Origin of the sequence: Rhizobium sp. TBD182 (assembly GCF_001950375.1) — a bacterium.
Classification (GTDB): Bacteria; Pseudomonadota; Alphaproteobacteria; order Rhizobiales; family Rhizobiaceae; genus Agrobacterium; species Agrobacterium tumefaciens.
Map to the genome: position 1 here is coordinate 526,652 of NZ_BDLN01000002.1, position 18,922 is coordinate 545,573.

At 58.4% G+C, this 18,922-nt stretch carries 13 protein-coding genes and 1 tRNA gene; all 14 read right to left on the reverse strand.

From position 1 onward, the window contains the following. Positions 1 to 792: 792 nt before the first annotated feature. Positions 793 to 869 (reverse strand) — tRNA-Met (locus T18_RS11190). Between the two features lie 135 nt (positions 870 to 1,004). After that, entirely contained in the window at positions 1,005 to 2,201 is a 1,197-nt protein-coding gene (gene mnmA / locus T18_RS11195) for a tRNA 2-thiouridine(34) synthase MnmA (protein WP_038494218.1), read from the reverse strand. A 205-nt stretch (positions 2,202 to 2,406) separates the two neighbouring features. Then, complete coding sequence (locus T18_RS11200; protein ID WP_003511376.1) at positions 2,407 to 3,597, reverse strand: OpgC family protein; 1,191 nt, start codon at positions 3,595 to 3,597, stop codon at positions 2,407 to 2,409. Between the two features lie 489 nt (positions 3,598 to 4,086). Beyond that, positions 4,087 to 5,169: a Tim44 domain-containing protein gene (locus tag T18_RS26610; RefSeq protein WP_003511377.1), complete on the reverse strand. Its 1,083-nt coding sequence runs from the start codon at positions 5,167 to 5,169 to the stop codon at positions 4,087 to 4,089. Positions 5,170 to 5,394: 225 nt separating this feature from the next. Further along, a complete protein-coding gene (gene serA / locus T18_RS11210; RefSeq protein WP_003511378.1) occupies positions 5,395 to 6,990 on the reverse strand; it encodes a phosphoglycerate dehydrogenase in 1,596 nt (531 codons plus the stop codon). Positions 6,991 to 7,073: 83 nt separating this feature from the next. Further along, positions 7,074 to 8,252 carry a phosphoserine transaminase gene (locus T18_RS11215; protein ID WP_003511379.1) on the reverse strand — a complete coding sequence of 393 codons (1,179 nt, stop codon included), beginning with the start codon at positions 8,250 to 8,252 and terminating at the stop codon, positions 7,074 to 7,076. Between the two features lie 216 nt (positions 8,253 to 8,468). Further along, positions 8,469 to 9,314 (reverse strand): outer membrane protein, encoded by an 846-nt coding sequence (locus T18_RS11220; protein ID WP_003511380.1) that lies wholly within the window; start codon positions 9,312 to 9,314, stop codon positions 8,469 to 8,471. A 188-nt stretch (positions 9,315 to 9,502) separates the two neighbouring features. Further along, a complete protein-coding gene (glmM, locus tag T18_RS11225; protein WP_003511381.1) occupies positions 9,503 to 10,855 on the reverse strand; it encodes a phosphoglucosamine mutase in 1,353 nt (450 codons plus the stop codon). 188 nt (positions 10,856 to 11,043) lie between these two features. Then, positions 11,044 to 13,008, reverse strand: a complete 1,965-nt coding sequence (gene ftsH / locus T18_RS11230; RefSeq protein ID WP_013761814.1) for an ATP-dependent zinc metalloprotease FtsH — start codon at positions 13,006 to 13,008, stop codon at positions 11,044 to 11,046. A 154-nt stretch (positions 13,009 to 13,162) separates the two neighbouring features. Further along, on the reverse strand, positions 13,163 to 14,500 hold the full coding sequence (gene tilS, locus T18_RS11235; RefSeq protein WP_038494221.1) for a tRNA lysidine(34) synthetase TilS: 1,338 nt from the start codon (positions 14,498 to 14,500) through the stop codon (positions 13,163 to 13,165). Positions 14,501 to 14,530: 30 nt separating this feature from the next. Then, a complete protein-coding gene (ybgF, locus tag T18_RS11240) occupies positions 14,531 to 15,523 on the reverse strand; it encodes a tol-pal system protein YbgF (protein WP_003511385.1) in 993 nt (330 codons plus the stop codon). 158 nt (positions 15,524 to 15,681) lie between these two features. Next, on the reverse strand, positions 15,682 to 16,215 hold the full coding sequence (pal, locus tag T18_RS11245; RefSeq protein ID WP_003511386.1) for a peptidoglycan-associated lipoprotein Pal: 534 nt from the start codon (positions 16,213 to 16,215) through the stop codon (positions 15,682 to 15,684). A gap of 209 nt (positions 16,216 to 16,424) precedes the next feature. Beyond that, a complete protein-coding gene (tolB, locus tag T18_RS11250; RefSeq protein ID WP_003511387.1) occupies positions 16,425 to 17,732 on the reverse strand; it encodes a Tol-Pal system beta propeller repeat protein TolB in 1,308 nt (435 codons plus the stop codon). Positions 17,733 to 17,752: 20 nt separating this feature from the next. Beyond that, positions 17,753 to 18,922: a hypothetical protein gene (locus T18_RS11255; RefSeq protein ID WP_013761817.1), complete on the reverse strand. Its 1,170-nt coding sequence runs from the start codon at positions 18,920 to 18,922 to the stop codon at positions 17,753 to 17,755.

The following is an 18,922-nucleotide window of genomic DNA, read 5'->3' on the forward strand; positions in this document are numbered from 1 at the left end:
AATTTCCCAGAACACAGTTATTTGCGTTATTTCGATTGCTTATGAAGACGCCGCTCCCGGTCTGTCGGCTTGGCGTGCATGATTTTTATCGGGCGACGTGTAATCAGGCGGAACTTTTGGCAAGGATATCCATTCTTGACGCGAGGCTCCTAACCTCAGTTCCCCTCTGAATTGCCCGCCGCGAGCGGGCATTTTTTTGTCACCCCGTGAAAATACCATTTGGCACAGGGAACAGCTCCCGGGCGCATCGCGTTTTCCTGCGTTGGTCAACACGAGGGGATAGCTCATGTCCATAAATCTCAGACGAACTTGTGTGGTTGCCGTATTTGCCGTCCTGTCCATCCCGGCTGCCTCTTTCGCTGCCGACATGATCAATTACGGAAGGGAAACGGCCCCGAAATACAAAGTGCACCATCATCCACGTGCCGTTGCAAATGTCTATGCTGCCGGCGCGCCCTTACGCTGCAACGATAATATCGTGTCTTACCGCTCCCCTTACGAGCGGCATACGGAAGTGGTTACTCTCTGCCATCCGCCGCTAAACTGGCAAACAGAGTCTTCTACCGCAACAATATGGTCGCCTTGATCTTGTCATAATTCATTTGATGTGCTTTTGTTCGCTCGCCCTTGTGGGAGGGGGTAAAGGTTGAGACCCGCTGGCTGTTTCGATACGGCAAGCGGGTTTCCCTTTTTTTGGCGTCCGGCCAGCCACAGGCAGTGCGAGGAATGCCGCAAATTCTCAACGTACGTCCAGAAGACGACGCAAACTTTGCTTTTCTCATTGAAGATGAATGGTAGCGGGAGAGGGACTTGAACCCCCGACACGCGGATTATGATTCCGCTGCTCTAACCACCTGAGCTACCCCGCCACAGGGAAAACGTGACAGCCATGTGACCGTCCGCTCCATCAGGATGAGCGGCTTATAAGGTGCCGCTCCCCAAAGTGTCAAGCGCATGACGCGCAAAAAATTCGCTTTCCACACGGCGGTGAAAACCGATTTGTTTCAGGCAGCAACCGGCTTTTCCAAAAGCGCCTTCAGCGAAGCCTCGGCGTCCACCGAGCGTTCCGAACGTTCGATGAAACCACCACCGTAAACGCGGGCATCCGCGCCCGGTGCAGAATAGAGCACGCAGGCCTGACCGGGAGCGACACCCGCCTCGCCGGTCATCAAATCCACGTAGATGCCGTTTTCATCGGCATGCAACATCGCTTCGGTTGGCGGGCGGGTGGAGCGCACCTTGGCGAAGCAGGCAAAGCCCTGCCCGGCCTCGTCCGCAAGCGCGCCATCGCCAAGCCAGTTCATGTCTCGCAGATAGACACGGCGGGTCTCCAGCGCCTCCCGCGGACCGACGATGACCCTGCGGCCACGCGCATCGAGATGCACGACATACAGCGGCTCCCCAGTCGCGACACCAATACCCCGGCGCTGACCGATGGTAAAATGCACGATACCGTCATGGCGGCCGAGTACGCGCCCGTCCAGATGGACGATATCGCCCGCCAACGCCGCATTCGGCTTCAGCTTGTTGATGATATCGGTATATTTGCCCTGAGGTACGAAACAGATGTCCTGACTGTCGGCCTTCTTGGCGACGACGAGACCCATATCTTCCGCCAGCGCGCGTGTTTCGGCCTTTGAGAGGCCGCCGAGCGGAAACCGCAGATAGTCGATCTGCTCCTGCGTCGTTGCAAACAGGAACCAGCTCTGGTCACGATCGCTATCGATCGGGCGATAGAGCGCGCGGCGTCCCGGTTGGCCGGCAACGGGATTGGGACGCGAGCGGATGTAGTGGCCGGTCGCCAGCGCATCTGCGCCGAGTTCCTGAGCAGTGGCGAGCAGATCGGCGAATTTTACCGTCTGGTTGCAGGCAACGCAGGGGATCGGCGTTTCACCCATCGCATAGGCTTCGGCAAAGGGATTGATGACGGTTTCGCGGAACCGCGCTTCATAATCCAGCACATAGTGGGGAATGCCGAGCGTTTCGCAGACCCTGCGCGCATCGTCAATATCCTGTCCCGCACAGCAGGAGCCGGCGCGGTGCACAGCCGCACCGTGGTCGTAAAGCTGGAGAGTTATGCCGAGGACGTCATAGCCCTCGCGCTTGAGGATACCGGCCACAACCGAAGAATCGACGCCACCGGACATGGCGACAACGATCCGGGTGTCTTCCGGCCTCTTGTCAAAATCGAGCGTATTCACGTTTTTTCCCATCGTCAGTCATAACGGGGGTAAAGGCCCCGCCGCCTGTCGGTCATCCGCTGCGGCAAGCCTTAGTCGAAAAAGACTGTCCTGCCTCGCCACCATGCGGATTTAAGGGCTGCATATAGAAAGGAATGGCCGCGCACGCAAGTACGGGGCGGAAAACCGCCCCGTAAAGCCATTAGAGTGAGGTGGTGACCGGTTGTTAAGCGCCCGCCGTCTTCTGGCCGCTGCTGCCAATCCACTTGTCGCGCTCCCTCCACAGGGCCGGCAAAGCCAGCAAGCCTATTGCGGTAAGGGCAATTAGCGTCTTGCTGACCTGCGAAAGTTCGGCCGTACGGCCATCCAGATAATAGACGCCATAGACGATAGCCACGTGCCAGACATAGACCTGAAGCGAATGGCGGCCGAGCAGCTGCAGGAATTTCAGCGAGAGCACCCAGATCACGCCCTCCGCAATCGAGCGGACGATCGGGCGGTGATGCTTCGGACCAGCGATCACCAGCCAAGTGAGACCCACACCAACAGCAAGGAAATTGATGAGGTAGACCGGGCCGAAATCGGCACGGATCTCCATCGTGGAGAACTTGCCCATCACGAATTCCGGCATCAGGCCCCAGGCGGTTGCGATACGAAGCGGCATGAAAAACAGGCAGATGAGAAGTGCCGCCTTCGGAAGCCATGTTTGTTGCGGTGAGAAGATCGCCTTCCACGGAATGCGGTTCTGCGCCGTCATCGCGCCCAGCACCAGCGCCGAGTAGAACACCAGCTGCCAGCCGAGAAGATTGAAGCTGACGCGGATACCCTGCTCGTCGGCACCCTTGACGAGTTCATTGAGCGGCGTCGTCACGATCTGCTGAAGACCGAGCTGGCCGGCCATCCAGACCAGCAGCGAGCCTGCCATGACATAAGCCCATTTGCCGTCGAGGCAGAGTTTAACGAGGACGGGTGCGAACAGCATGTAAACAATGTACTGCGGCAGAATATCCATGAATGTAGGCTGGAAAAGGAATGTCGCAATCGCCGCCAGACGCAGCGGATCGTCGAACGACGTCATGCCCAGCCAGTTGTACCAGATATAGGGCGCATGCGGGATGACCATGCGGAAGAACAGCACGGCGATGACGAGACCCATCGCATAGCGATAGAGCTCCATCGCCCGGTTCCAGATCATCTGTTTGCCGGCATCATAGCCATATTTCATCATCTTGCGGGCATAGACCATGCCGATCAGCAGACCGGACAGAAAGACGAAGCCCTGCGCGTCTTCCACGAAGGCAAACTGGCGGTGATTGATTTCCACCAGCCAGAAACCGCCTGCAAACACCAGATGGTTGATCAGCATGAAGACGAGGAAGTAACCACGCATCCCGTCGATCAGGTCAAAGCGTTTCATCTCGATAGCTCTCCGTTCTCGCGGGCCGTGCATTGCCCGGCCACCCAGCCCGGCTTGCGGGAGGCGGGCCGGGAATTGGATTGTCAACGCTGTTTTGCGCCTGTGGTTCCCTTCCCAAAGCGGTTTAGAACCGGCGCGAAAAGTAACATTGACGTGTACGCATGCTGGTTAGGATGCGCGGACTGAACACCGGATGAATGAAAAACGGCAATTCCGTGGAGCAAAAGAGCTATGCGTCAGCGCCACGCCTCGACGAAGAGGGCGCAAACCCCTGCATGGCAGGGAAAACGCGGACAGCCACTCGCGGGACGATACAGATATCACCCGTTAGATTTATCAGTCATTTTTTTGGAGAGTTGCGATCTGCCACCGCGATCACTGAATTATCGACGAAAGACAATGTCGCGGCATCACGCATCGCGGTACGCAAAAGCCCGGAGGTTGGTAAAACCTCCGGGCTGTTTCATTCAGACAAGACTACGCGTCGTCTCAGGCAGCGGCCTGAATGGCGGCGACCTGCCAGTTGTCGTTACCGCCACGGCGCACGAAGGTCCACATTTCCACCGCTTCGGACGGATGCTGCTCGTCCCCTTCGATCACCTTGCCGGAGGTGCGGTCGCGCATAATGTCGATGGCGGAGTAGCGCATGGCTACCGTTGCATAGTCCTGGCCCTCTTCGTGCCAGGCTTCGGCAACATCGCCCTGCAGCAGCGTTACGTCGCGCACGTCGTTTTTCACGCCGCTCGTCGCGTTGTCGCTCAGTTCCTCAGCAAGATAGGACATGGCTTCCGGCGTCGTCAGCTTGCGCAACGTGCCGTAATCTTCAGCCCCATAGGCAGCCTGAACATCCTGCAGCATTTTCTGGAAGACTTCGAGATCGCTCTGGGTAATGCCAATTTCGTCACCTTCGGACATAGCATTGGCATGTGCCACCGGCTTTGCGGTTGCGGCAGTGGCCGCGGCTGCGCCGCCCGCAGCACCGGCAAGCGCGCCGATCTTCGGAATCTTGAACGAGGATGCGGAAGGACCTGCCTGCGGGCCGCCATTAAAGGAGGAGCCGGAATGATCCGTGCGCTGCGATCCGCCTGCGCCACCGAAAGCCGGCTGGCCCTGACGGCGCGATGCGAAGAAACGCATGGCGAACATGACCAGAAGGCCAATCAGCGCCACCTGCAGCAACATACCGAAGAAACCGGCCATACCGCCGAAACCGCCGCCCATGAGCATGCCGAACAGGCCACCCATCAGCAGTCCGCCCATCAAGCCACCCATCATGCCGCCAAACAGGCCACGGCTCTGCTGCGGTGCCTGCGCACCGGGACGCGCCGGCTGTGCAGCGCCGGGCGTCGCCTGGTTTTGCTGGGTGTTAGGAGTCATGCTGCGGTTGATCGGCGCGGTCTGGCCGGGGGCGGTGCTGGTCGACGGCGGCGCGGAAAACGTCCTTGTGCCGCGGCTACCGAAACCGCCGCTCGCACGGCGTGCTTCCGCCATATCGACGGCTACGAAAGATACCGCGATACCAAGCGCGGCGACTGCGAACAAACCTTTGAAGCGCCGAAAGGCAGCAAACATCACTATCTCCTGTTGGCCACCCTCCCATGAGCGGCATATCAGCACGCGATATAGCAACTCATGATCATCATTTTTAGTATGCCCGCCTTAAATTTTTCGTGATATGCAACCAGAGAGAGAAACACGCACACATTTCGGTGAAACCGGCGGTTCAGAAACAAAAAAACCGGCACAGGGTTTCCCCTGCACCGGCCCTTATTGTCCCCTTGGGAGGAACGATAGGTATCAGTCGATGTTGAATGTCAGCGGCCTGACCTGGCGGATTGCCGGGTTGGCGCGCAGCTTGTCCAGCACGTCTTCGGAAACCGGACCATCGACATAAAGAAGCGCGATGGCGTCGCCGCCTTCCTTTTCACGACCGAGCTGGAAGTTGGCAATGTTGACGCCAGCCTCACCAAGCGTGGTGCCCATGAAGCCGATCATGCCGGGAACGTCGGTGTTGGTGATGTAGATCATGTGCGATCCAACATCCGCATCCATGTTGATGTTCTTGATCTGGATGAAGCGCGGCTTGCCATCCGAGAACACCGTACCAGCAACCGAGCGAACCTGGTTTTCAGTCTTGACCGTCAACTTGATGTAACCGTCGTAAACGCCGGTCTTGTCACGCTTGACCTCGGACAGGATAACACCCTTTTCCTTGATCATAACAGGCGCGGAAACCATGTTCACATCCGCAACCTGGCTGCGGATAAGGCCCGCCAGCAACGCGCTGGTCAGCGCCTTGGTGTTCATGTTGGCGGTTGCACCATCATAAAGGATTTCGATTTCCTTGGTGGCGCTTTCCTGCACCTGACCGACGAAGGAGCCGAGGACATCCGCCAGACGGATGAAGGGCTTCAGGCGCGGTGCTTCTTCCGCCGTGATCGATGGCATGTTGATGGCGTTGGAGACGGCACCCTTGACCAGATAATCCGACATCTGCTCGGCAACCTGAAGCGCAACGTTTTCCTGTGCTTCCGTGGTCGAAGCGCCGAGATGCGGCGTGCAGACGACATTGGGAAGACCAAAAAGCGGGCTTTCGGTGGCGGGCTCGACTTCGAAAACGTCAAAGCCTGCACCGGCGACATGGCCGGACTTGATGGCGTCGGCAAGAGCCGCCTCATCCACCAGACCGCCACGGGCGCAATTGACGATACGTACGCCCTTCTTGGTCTTGGCAAGGTTTTCGGCATTGAGGATGCCGCGTGTCTTGTCGGTCATCGGCACATGCAGGGTGATGAAATCGGCCTGCGCCAACAGCTCGTCCAGCTCAACCTTCGTCACGCCCATTTCCTGCGCGCGCTCCGGCGACAGGAAGGGATCGTAGGCCAGAACGTGCATCTTCAGGCCAAGTGCGCGCGAGCAGACGATGGAGCCGATGTTGCCGGCACCGATGACGCCGAGCGTCTTGCCGGTGATTTCGACACCCATGAATTTCGACTTTTCCCACTTACCCGCCTGCGTGGAGCTATCGGCAGCCGGAAGCTGACGAGCGACGGCGAACATCAGCGCAATCGCATGTTCGGCAGTGGTGATAGAGTTGCCGAACGGCGTGTTCATGACGATGATACCGCGGCGCGAAGCGGCCGGGATATCGACGTTATCGACGCCGATACCGGCGCGGCCGATGACCTTGAGATTGGTCGCCGCTTCGATCAGCTTTTCGGTCGCCTTAGTGGCGGAACGAATGGCAAGACCATCGTAATTGCCGATGATTTCAGCCAGCTTGTCCTTGTCCTTGCCGAGTTTCGGCTGGAAATCGACTTCGACGCCACGATCACGGAAAATCTGGACGGCGGTTTCCGACAGTTCGTCGGATACGAGTACGCGAGGTGCCATGGTTCAGGGGCTCCTTGAAAAACGGTGCAGTTTTAAAAGCGGGAAATCGGCGGCCCTGCATCAACGCAGGGCCGGTATCAAAATCAGGCGGCAGCCTTGGAAAGTGTTGCCTTCTGCGTCTGGTAGGCCCAGGCGAGCCAGGGCATGACGGCTTCCATATCGGCCGTCTCGATGGTTGCGCCGGCCCAGATGCGCAGACCGGACGGTGCGTCACGGTAAGCGCCGATATCGAGGGCGACATTTTCCTTTTCAAGCAGGGCAACGATGCCCTTGGCGAAATCCGCCTGCGCAGCAGCATCCAGCGCCTGTACGTCGGGATCGACGATCTTCAGGCAGACGGAGGTGTTGGAGCGGGTTTCCGGCTTGACGGCCAGGTTGGCGATCCAGTCGTTCTTCTCGATAAAGTCGTAGATGACCTTGGCATTGGCATCAGCACGGCCAATCAGCGCCTTCAGGCCACCAAGGTTCTTCGCCCACAGCAGCGCGTCGATATAATCCTCAACGCAGAGCATGGACGGGGTGTTGATGGTTTCGCCAGTGAAGATGCCTTCGATGAGCTTGCCGCCGGAGACCATGCGGAAGATTTTCGGCAGCGGCCATGCCGGCGCGTAGCTCAGCAGACGCTCGACAGCGCGCGGCGAAAGGATGATGACGCCGTGGCCACCCTCGCCGCCCAGAACCTTCTGCCAGGAGAAGGTCACGACGTCGAGCTTTGCAAAGTCCATATCCTGCGCGAAGGCCGCCGAGGTGGCATCGCAGATAGTCAGACCCTTGCGGTCAGCAGGAATGAAATCGGCATTGGGAACGCGGACACCGGAGGTGGTGCCGTTCCAGGTGAAAACCACATCGCGGTCGAAATCGACTTCTGCCAGGTTCGGCAGCAGGCCGTAATCGGCCTCCAACTTGCGTACGTCCTTCAGCTTCAGCTGCTTGACGACATCGGTAACCCAGCCGGCACCAAAGCTTTCCCAGGCAAGCATATCGACGCCGCGTTCACCGAGCAGCGACCAAAGGGCCATTTCAACGGCGCCGGTGTCGGACGCGGGAACAATGCCGATGCGATAATCGGCGGGAACATTGAGAATTTCACGGGTGAGATCGATGGCCTGCTTCAGCTTGGCTTTGCCAACCTTGGCGCGATGCGAGCGACCGAGCGGTGCATCGGATAGAGCATCTAGCGACCAACCGGGACGCTTCGAGCAGGGACCAGAAGAAAAATGCGTATTGCCCGGACGGAGGTCCGGCTTCACTATATCTGTCATTTGACTACCCTTTCAGATAGGCGCCTCTCGTTAGGGAGAGGTGTCCTGACGCCGTTGCTATTCCTCTCACCGGCCTCCGTCAAGCGGAATATGTCGCTACGCATGAGAATTTTAGTCCATATGCGTCATGCGACGAATTGGATACCGCTGAAAACAAAAACCGCCCGCACCGGAGGAGGATGCGAACGGCTTGAAGCTAACAGTCGGGCGTGACGTTTATTTATAAACGGCAGGCTGCAGCGGAATATCGGCAGGCGGCATGTATTGCGCGGTATCGCAGCCGTTAAAGACATAACGGCCACCGACGCGAACCTCATGCGAATACAGACCCTTGTCGCGGCCAGGACCGCCACCATTCGCAAAATCGAACATGTCGCCCTTGTTGATCTGGCGGAAGCGGTAACCGACATCTGCCTTCAGATTACAGGTAACATCGATCGATGCACCGGCCATCAGGGCATAGGCGAAGCGCCACTTGCCTCTGCCGCCATGTTCGGTGGTCGGGTCGCAGCCAAGGCCGTTGGTGCTGCACGAAGTATTGCGCAGCTTATCCCATTTGACGTAGGAGCCGCCGATACCGCCACCAACATAGGGCGTGATGCGGCCATAGGTACCAAGATCGACATAGGCGTTTGCCATCAGCGTGTATGCTCTAAGCGAGCTGAGATCCGCTGAAACGCAGGGACCGGGCACGGAACCACAGCCGCCGATGGTAGAACCGCGGAAATCCGATTTACCCATGTAATCGAAGGTTACGTCACTGCGGAAATAGTTGTTGAACTGATAACCGACACCGGCGCCGACGATGTAGCTATCCTTGACATTAGCCGTATCAAAATCGGCGAGATAACCACCCGGTCCACCCTGATAATAGTTGGCGCCGCGAAGCTTGTTGAAGGAATAACCGACGTCGCCGCGCAGATACCAACCACTTGCCTGCGTGATCTGCACTTCGGGTGCCTCGACATAGGCAGGCGCAGGTTCAGCTTGATAAAGATCGGCAGCGAAGGCGCTCGTGCCGGTCATCAGAACGGCCAGAATGCCGGCCAAAGCGTTTTTCATGACTTCCACTCCAGAAGAGGCACCTGCCGTTGCGGCAGCAAATGCCAGTGAACTGTTCAGTCACGGAGATTGGCGTAAAATGGTTAAGTCCCGATTAACCACGATCATTCACTATATTTATTAGGCAATACTCAAAGAAAAAGCCGACTCGAAAGCCGGCTTTTTCTTTTCACATTTGGTGGCGCAATTTATGCAGCCGAGCGGGCATTGGTGATAACGCCGACGAGATCGTTGACGATCTGCTCCACCTTCGCACTATCGTCGCCCTCCGCCATGACGCGGATCAAAGGCTCCGTACCGGAGGGGCGGATAACGAGGCGGCCATTATTGGCCAATGCGCTTTCCGCATCGGCGATCGCCTGCTGCACGATCGGATTTTCCAATGGCTTGCCGCCGGAAATACGGACGTTCTTCAAAAGCTGCGGCACCGGCTCGAACTTGCGGCAAACCTCGCTGACGGTGAGGCCCGAACGTTTGACCTTGGCGAGAACCTGCAAAGCTGCCACCAGCCCATCGCCAGTCGTGCCATAATCCGACAAGACGATGTGGCCGGACTGCTCACCGCCGACGTTGAAATTGTGGTTGCGCATATGTTCGACAACATAACGGTCGCCCACCTTGGTGCGGGCAAGGGTGAGACCCTTGTCGCCAAGGAAACGCTCAAGACCGAGATTGGACATCACGGTTGCGACAATGCCGCCACCACGCAGGGTATTGTCGGAAGCCCAGCTGTCGGCAATCACCGCCATGAGCTGGTCGCCGTCGACGATCTCGCCGCGTTCGTCGACGATGATGACACGGTCCGCATCGCCATCGAGCGCGATGCCGATATCGGCCCGCACCTCATGCACCTTTTTCTGCAGGGCTTCCGGGTGGGTGGAGCCGCATTCGAGATTGATATTGATGCCGTTCGGCTCGTTGCCGATGGTAACGACTTCGGCGCCCAGTTCCCAGAGTGCTGCGGGAGCCACCTTGTAGGCAGCGCCATTGGCACAGTCGATGGCGATCCTGAGCCCGCTCAGCGTCACATCACGCGGCAGGGTACGTTTGACGAATTCGATATAGCGGTAGATATCGCCATCCACGCGCTTGGCGCGTCCGATCTCGCTCGGCTTGGCGAGCTGGGCATAGAGATCCTTGTCGAGAAGATCTTCGATTTCCAGCTCAAGCTCGTCGGAAAGCTTGTATCCGTCGGGTCCGAAAAGCTTGATTCCATTATCGGAAAATGGGTTGTGCGACGCCGAGATCATTACGCCGATATCGGCCCGCAGCGAGCGGGTCAGCATGGCAACAGCGGGGGTTGGAATGGGCCCGAGCAGGAAGACATCAAGGCCGGCCGCGGTGAAACCTGCGACCAGCGCGTTTTCCAGCATGTAGCCCGAAAGCCGTGTATCCTTGCCGATCACGACACGATGGCGATGATGGCCCCGGCGGAAGATCGTTCCGACCGCAATGCCCACACGCATCGCCAGATCCGGCGTCATGGGAAAGACGTTCGATTGTCCGCGGATACCATCGGTTCCGAAATAACGGCGTGCCATTTGAACTCCAAATCTTTCGGGCATTCCGGCATAGCATAAAACTACCGGAAGCGTTTTTGGCTAAATGCCACAAACCACGATAAACAGCACGTAAATTACCGCAAAAATGGCTTATATCTTGTTACCAAACTGAAAAGGCCACCCGGAAAACCGGATGGCCTTTTTCAATAGTCGTCTTGGCCAAGCAATCAGTGCGGCTGCGGCTCCATGCCGCCTTCAGCCTCGCCGTCGCCCTTGGCTTCGCCGTCACCCTTGACTTCGCTTGGGCCGTCCTTCTTGGTGCCTGCTTTCGGAACAGCCGAGCCACGGCTGCCAGGAGAATCGTCACCCAGATCGCGGGCCGGCTTCTCGCCCCTCAGCAAAGCCTTGATCTCGTCGCCCGTGAGGGTTTCGTATTCAAGAAGACCCTCGGCAATAGCAACGAACCCGTCGTGATTGTCCGTCAGGATACGACGTGCCTCTGTATAGGCCTCGTCGATCAGGCGGCGGACTTCGGTGTCGATCGTCTGAGCCGTTGCCTCGGAGACATTCTTGGACTGCGAGACGGAATGGCCAAGGAAGACTTCCTGCTGGTTTTCACCATAGGCGACCTGGCCGAGAGCGTCGGAGAAGCCCCATTGCGTTACCATGGCGCGGGCAAGCTTGGTGGCCTGCTCGATATCCGAAGATGCGCCGGAGGTGATGTTTTCCTTGCCGAAGGTCAACTCCTCGGCAACGCGGCCACCCATCATGATCACCAGACGCGACACCATCCATTTGTAACTCATGGAGTAGCGGTCACCTTCAGGCAACTGCATGACCATGCCGAGTGCACGGCCGCGCGGAATAATTGTCGCCTTGTGCAGCGGATCAGCCAAAGCAACCTTGAGCGCGGTAATCGCATGCCCCGCCTCGTGGTAAGCGGTCAGTTTCTTTTCCGCTTCGGTCATGGCGGAGGAGCGGCGTTCCGCACCCATCATGATCTTGTCCTTGGCGTCCTCGAACTCCTGCATGGTAACCACGCGCTTGTTACGGCGGGCGGCCATCAGGGCGGCTTCGTTGACGAGGTTCATCAAGTCAGCGCCCGAGAAACCGGGGGTGCCACGGGCCAGAACCTTGAGATCGACATTCGGAGCCAGCGGCACGTTGCGAACGTGAACCTTGAGAATGCGCTCACGGCCGACGATATCCGGGTTCGGCACGACGACCTGACGGTCGAAACGGCCGGGACGCAGAAGCGCGGGATCGAGAACGTCCGGACGGTTGGTGGCGGCGATGAGGATGATGCCTTCATTCGCCTCGAAGCCGTCCATCTCGACCAGCAGCTGGTTGAGCGTCTGTTCGCGTTCGTCATTGCCACCGCCGAGACCGGCGCCGCGGTGACGACCGACAGCGTCGATTTCGTCGATGAAGATGATGCACGGCGCATTCTTCTTGGCCTGCTCGAACATGTCACGCACGCGGCTTGCGCCGACGCCGACGAACATTTCCACGAAGTCAGAACCGGAAATGGTGAAGAACGGCACATTAGCTTCACCCGCGACGGAGCGCGCCAGTAGCGTCTTACCAGTACCTGGAGGGCCGACCAGCAGCACGCCGCGCGGGATCTTGCCGCCGAGTCGCTGGAACTTCTGCGGATCGCGCAGGAATTCCACGATTTCCTCAAGGTCCTGCTTGGCTTCGTCCACACCTGCGACGTCGTCAAACGTCACGCGGCCGTGCGCTTCCGTCAAAAGCTTGGCCTTTGACTTGCCAAAGCCCATCGCGCCGCGCGAGCCGCCCTGCATCTGCCGCATGAAGAACAGCCAGACGCCGAGGATGAGGAACATCGGCAAAAGCGTGCCGAGATAGCTCAAAAAACCGGAAGAACCGTCGCTCTCGGGACGCGCGACGATGGTGACGTTCTTGCTCTGCAAGCGCTCCATCAAGCTGTCGTCGATTACTGGGGAATAGGTCTGAAAGGCCGTGCCGTTCTCGGTATAGGTTCCGAGAACCCGGTTACCGGTGACGGTCACGTCGCGAACTCGCCCGGAATCCACATCGCGGAGAAACTGGGAATACGGAATTTCCCGCGAACCCGTTTGCGTCGGCGAAGTCTGGAACATGCTGAACAAAGCGATCAGCAAGAGGGCAATCACGGCCCACAAGGCGAAATTTCTGAAATTTGGGTTCATCGAACTCCCCGAACTCACACGGACATGTTTGCTGCCCGCTATTACTCGACCCTAACATAAGGACGACATCTGCCGTTGCCAAGGCAAAGGGCGTTATCTGATGCGTTTTGGTGTAAAAACTATTCCAAGGCAATTCACGAAAAAGAGGCCGGATTTAAACCGGCGGCTGTGGATAGGCCGCACGGCCGAATAAAACCGCGATGGCATTCGCCAACTCAAGGTCGAAGCGCGGCAGAAAAAGATCGAAGGGGGCAAGCCTCGGCACGATACTGATGGCACCTTCCGGAGAGGCTCGACCGGGAACCAACGCGGCAATTTGCGGCAGGATCGCCATCGCCTGTTTTGCAATCCCTGGCGGCACCGCTGGAAAAAGCGCTGCCGCATCCGCAATACCACCCGTCCTGCCCGCCGCAATATTGACCGGAAAAGCCGACGTGTTTTTCACAAGGAAACGATCGTCCCAGAGGCCCTGCCCACCAGCCTCGACTTGCAGTTCCGGCATATTCCGATGCTCGCGGAAAAGATAAAGCCCGTCCTTTCGGCGATCGAAAAGAACGCGGCCAACCGTTATCCGTCCGTTCTCGCCGGTTTTTAGAAACTGCAACACCCGATCCATGCTGCTGGCCGCCGGGAAATAGGCCCTTCCACCGAGATTAGCGATGAGCACCGCTAGCCCGTGCCGAAATTCGGGAAGATCGGGCATCAGGCCTTCAACCGACAATCTGGCGAGCGTGGCGTGAAAGACTTCTACGTTTTGTTGGAGAAAAAAGGCGGTTTTCTCGGAATATGCCTGTCGTTTAACGGCGGCCTGCGCATCAAACGGCGGCGGAGAGTCGGAAAGCGACTGCCGCACACGAACCCGCTCGTAGCGCGCGTTGTCATTACTCGGGTCGTCAAACCAGCCACGCGAGCGAGATGATACGAAATCGCGGATCTCCTGTCTTTCACAGGTCAGGAACGGCCGCATGATCCAGTGGCGTCCACCGTATAATACAGCATCCGCCATGCCGGCGAGGCCGAGATTTTCGCTGCTGCCGCTTCTGGCGGCACGCATCGCCACGGTTTCCCGCTGGTCGCCAAGAGTATGCCCCGTCACGATGAGATCAGCGCCAATGTCGCTCGCAACGTCGGCGATCAGAGTATATCGGGCAAGACGAGAGGCTTCGGAAATGCCGGAAGCGGGTTTGGGGTCATCCCATCGGCGCACGGTATGCGGGATACCGAGTTCCGCGCAGAGCAGGGAGACCTTGTGAGCCTCATCAGCGGATTCCGCCCTTAGGGCATGGTCAACCGTGACGGCGGAAAGCTGCACCCGGTCCGGGCCTGCCTCCGCCCTCGCCTCATGCGTTGCCAGCAACAGACCGGTGGAATCGCTACCGCCGGAGATTGCGATGAGAATATGGACGGGTTTGCGAAGATTTTCGACGAAGGACCTAGCCGCAGCGAGCGGCGCAACCGTCTTTTCGTTCAAAATGCGGACATCAACCGGCATGGAAAGACCGCCGCCATGGCAGGAGCAAGATCAGCAGCTCAGCCGCTTCTGTTCGCTGGCAACCTTGTTCAGCACAGTCTTTGAAGCACTGGGATAACGCTTCGGCACTTCGCGCAGCGTGGCGCAGGCGGTCTCGGTGTTGTCCAGAGCTGCAAGCGACATGCCGAGCTTCATCAGCATTTCCGGTGCTTTCGGAGACTTGCCATAGGTCTGATGGCCGTTCAGGAAGGTTTTTGCGGCCTCGTTGAACTTGCCCTGCGAATATTGTGCCTCGCCCAGCCAGAAGCTGGCATCGGCGGCCTTGGTGCCCTTCGGGTAACCCTGGAGATATTGCTGGAACCCCTGCTCCGCCAGCTTGTAATCGCCGGAAAGAACATGGCCGTAAGCAGCCTGATAGATATCGCCCTCGCTGGTGAGTGCTGCGGTGTTGACCGGATCGGTCTTGCGCGAACCGTTGCCGGTGGTAACGCCCGGAAGACTACCGGAAGAATTGTTGGCACCCTGGTTCAATGAGCCACCGATCGGCATGCCCTTGGAATCAAGCTCGATGGAGCCAAGCGTCGTCTCTCCCGGTGCACTCGTCGGCGCGTTCGCGGAAGAGGACGGCGAAACGGAAGCGCCACCCTGAGGTGGCGTTTCGATGATCGTTGCAACGTCGTCGCTCGGCGGAGCGGCCGGAGTGGCCTCCGCCTTCTTTTTCGGCGCAGTGGTACTCGCGCCTTTGCCGCCTTCCAGTTCCTGGAAACGGAATTCATTGTCTTCCTGCGCCTTGCGGATCGTTTCCTGCATCTGCAAAAGCTGGAAGCTCATTTCTTCGATACGGCCGTTGAGCTGCCGGATCTGTTCTTCAAGCTGCTGAACCTTATAGGCTTCATTGGCCTGAACCCGCACAATTGGGACCTGCTGAGAGTTGATCGTGCCGAAGCTACCCCCCGCACCGAACAGCGGACCCGAAACGGCTGTGCCGCTCAAGCCGGTGCAGGCTGCAAGCCCCAGCATTCCCGCCACGACAAGTTTCTTCATCTCATTTGCCCTGCCTTAACTGATTTGCACCGGAATGGCGCAAGCCGGATTTTTTCCATATCAACCGAAAAAGCAACTTAACTTCGGCCAAACTATGAAAAAAACGAAAGGCGGCCCATAGACCGCCTTCCAGTCGAGATCACAAAAGCGTTAGGCGATTACATGCCTGCGCCACCGAGAACCGTCACAGCGCGGCGGTTCTGCGACCAGCAGGAAATGTCATCGCAGACGGCGACCGGCTTTTCCTTGCCGTAGGAGATCGTCTTCATGCGGCTTGCCGGAACGCCCTGGGACGCCAGGAAGTCACGGGTTGCAGCGGCACGACGGGCGCCGAGCGCCAGGTTGTATTCACGCGTACCGCGCTCGTCGGCATGGCCTTCCACGGTGATGGCGTATTTCGGATAACGGGCAAGCCACTGTGCCTGGCGCTGCAGCGTCTGCTGCGCGTCTGCACGGATGGACGTCGAGTCCGTATCAAAGAAGATGCGGTCGCCAACATTAACCGTGAAGTCCTGCTGGGAGCCGGGCGTCGCAGAGCCCGCACCGCCGAGACCGAGCTCACCGGCGCTGTTCGGCATGTTCTTCTTGTTCGCGCAGCCTGCGAGAGCAAGAGCGAGCGTCATGGCGATAACAGCCGGATTACGGGCCAGTTTCTGCATCGGGCTGAGTGCCGAAGTGTGTGTACGGCTCATCGCCGGTCTCTCCTTGGGATTGCAATAACGTTGCCAGACACTAACGGATCGAGGTTAATAGCCGGCAAACGCTTATGGTTAACAGAAAGGAAACGTCCCACTTTTTTGCTCCCTCACAACACTTTGCGGCAAGAAAGAGGCAGTTTCCCGTACGGCATGTGTAAAAACATGACGGCGCCGGTTGGCCGGCGCCGTCATGGCAGTCAATATCAGTCCAGAAGCGGCGACCAGGCCGGGTCCGAAGCGAAGGTGGGAGTCTTGATCAGCTGTTCGTTGTAGCCGGTCAAGTCGATCGAATAGAGCTGCGGACCGCCAGCACCAGCGTTCTGGCGGAAGAACATCAGCACACGGCCGTTCGGCGCCCATGTTGGGCCTTCATTATGAAAGCCGCTGGTCAGAATGCGCTCACCCGAACCGTCGGTTTTCATCACGCCAATCGAGAACTTGCCGCCCGATTGTTTGGTGAAGGCGATCAGATCGCCGCGTGGCGACCAGACCGGCGTGGAATACGACCCGTCGCCGAACGAAATACGCTGCTGTCCTGAACCATCGGCATTCATTACGTAAATTTGCTGACGGCCGCCACGGTCGCTTTCAAAGGCAACACGTTGCCCATCCGGGGAGAATGACGGTGCAGTATCGATCGCGGACGTGTTCGTCAGGCGCGTCGTGGTTCGTGAGCGCAGGTCCATGGTGTAGATATTGGCGTTACCATCCTGCTGAAGGCTCATGATGACCTTCTGGCCATCCGGCGAGAAGCGCGGCGAGAATGTCATGCCGGGGAAATTACCGACCACTTCGCGCTGTCCGGTTTCCAGCTGCAGCAGGTAAACGCGCGGCTGCTGGCCTTCAAACGACATGTAGGTGACTTCCTGACGGTTCGGCGAAAAACGCGGCGTCAGAACGATGTCGTTCGAATTGGTGAGGTTACGGACGTTGAAGCCGTCCTGGTCCATGATCGACAGCTGACGCTTGCGGGCTGTCTTCGGGCCGCTTTCGGAGACGAAAACGACGCGGGTATCGAAGTAACCCTTTTCACCGGTGACGCGCTCATAAATGGCGTCCGCGATGATGTGGGCGACACGGCGCCAGTTTTCCGGCTGCGTGAAGAACTGCTGCCCGGTCATCTGCTGGCCTGCGAAAGTATCCCAAAGGCGGAACTCCGCACGCAGACGGCCATCGCTTTCACGCGTCACGCGGCCCGTTACGAGTGCCTGCGCGTTGATAACCTTCCAGTCCTCAAAACGCGGCTGCTGATCCGGGTTGGCGATTTTTTCGATGAAGGCACTCTTGTTGACTGGCGCAAACAGGCCGGAACGCTGCAGATCGGCAGCAATTACGGCCGATACCTGCGCGCCGATGCCGTCACCCGAGATGAAGTCGGTGATGGCGATGGGCAAGGGTTCGACGTTACCCTTGTTGATGTTGATTTCCACCCGCGCAAAAGCCGGTGCGGAGAAAACCGACATAAGGGCCGCGACAGCGAGCACCAGCCGGATCGGCGAAAATATCTTCATGTTGCCAGGCCTTTCAGCATTCATAGCAATTCACTGGGATCGAAATTCACTACGACTTCGTTCCATGCATCATATTTGTCGGCAGGAAGGTTCGTGAACGGAGCAGAACGCATGATGGCGCGATAGGCACCACCGGAAAGGGCGCGACGCGTTCCCTCGGAACCACCCGTTGCTTCGATCTCGGGTCGGCCGATGATGGATCCATCACGGTCAAGCTTCATGGTGACCCGAACGCGAACGTCCGAGGCATCCGCCATGCCGGGAATGATCTGCCAGTTTTTCTGGATTGCGCCACGCAGCGCATCCATTTCCGTCTGGCTGAGCGTCGAACCGCCCGTGGTCTTTTTGCCGCCAAGCGATGCCTGCTGGGTGGAGCGCTTTGCACCACCACCGGAGGGCGCCTGCTTGTTCAAAAGCGCGGCAACATCGTCAGCGTTAAAATCGCTTTCCTTCGACGAAGCGGATTTCGCCGTTTCCTGCTTTTTCTCACCCGGCTTCTTGTCGGAAGGCTTGTCCGTGGACTTTGCCTGATCGGGCTTGGTCTCTGCAGGCTTCTCAGCGGGCTTCTGCTCGGCAGGTTTGGTCTCAGCCTGTTTCGGCACTTCCGGCTTCGGCGGCTCCGGGCGGGAATTCGGGCGCGGCACATTCGGCGGCACGGGAATTTCGGCCGGTTCCTGTTGCACCGGGGGTGGCTCTTCCGCTTTCGTTTCCTGCGGCGGCGGCTCCGTCTTCGGTTGCGGCGCGATCTCGGGCTTGGTCTGCGGCAAGGCGGCCATTTCCTGCGGCTTCGGAGCCGAGGTCTCTTCCTTGACGATTTCCTTCACCTCATTCGCCTTGGTGTCGACAACCGGCTGCGGCTTTTCCTGCTTTGGCGGAGCGGCCGCACTGATATTGTCGTTCGGCTTTGTAGTAGGTGTCGGCGGCGCTTCTATATCGGCCACGTTGTTGCCGACATTCTGAGCGTTCGGAACGATATCCGGACGTGTAGTCGGAACCGGGGCCGACTTTTCCGCCTTCGGCGCGTTCTTGTCGCCTTGCTGGATCTGGCTCAATTCCTCGATTGGCACCAGCTCCACAGGCAGTGCCTCAGCCTGCGACACGTCAAGAGGCTCCGGCGAGCCCAGGGAAACGAGGGCGAAAGCCAGAAGCGATGCGTGCACGATCGCGGATGTGGTAAGGCTGCCCTTCAT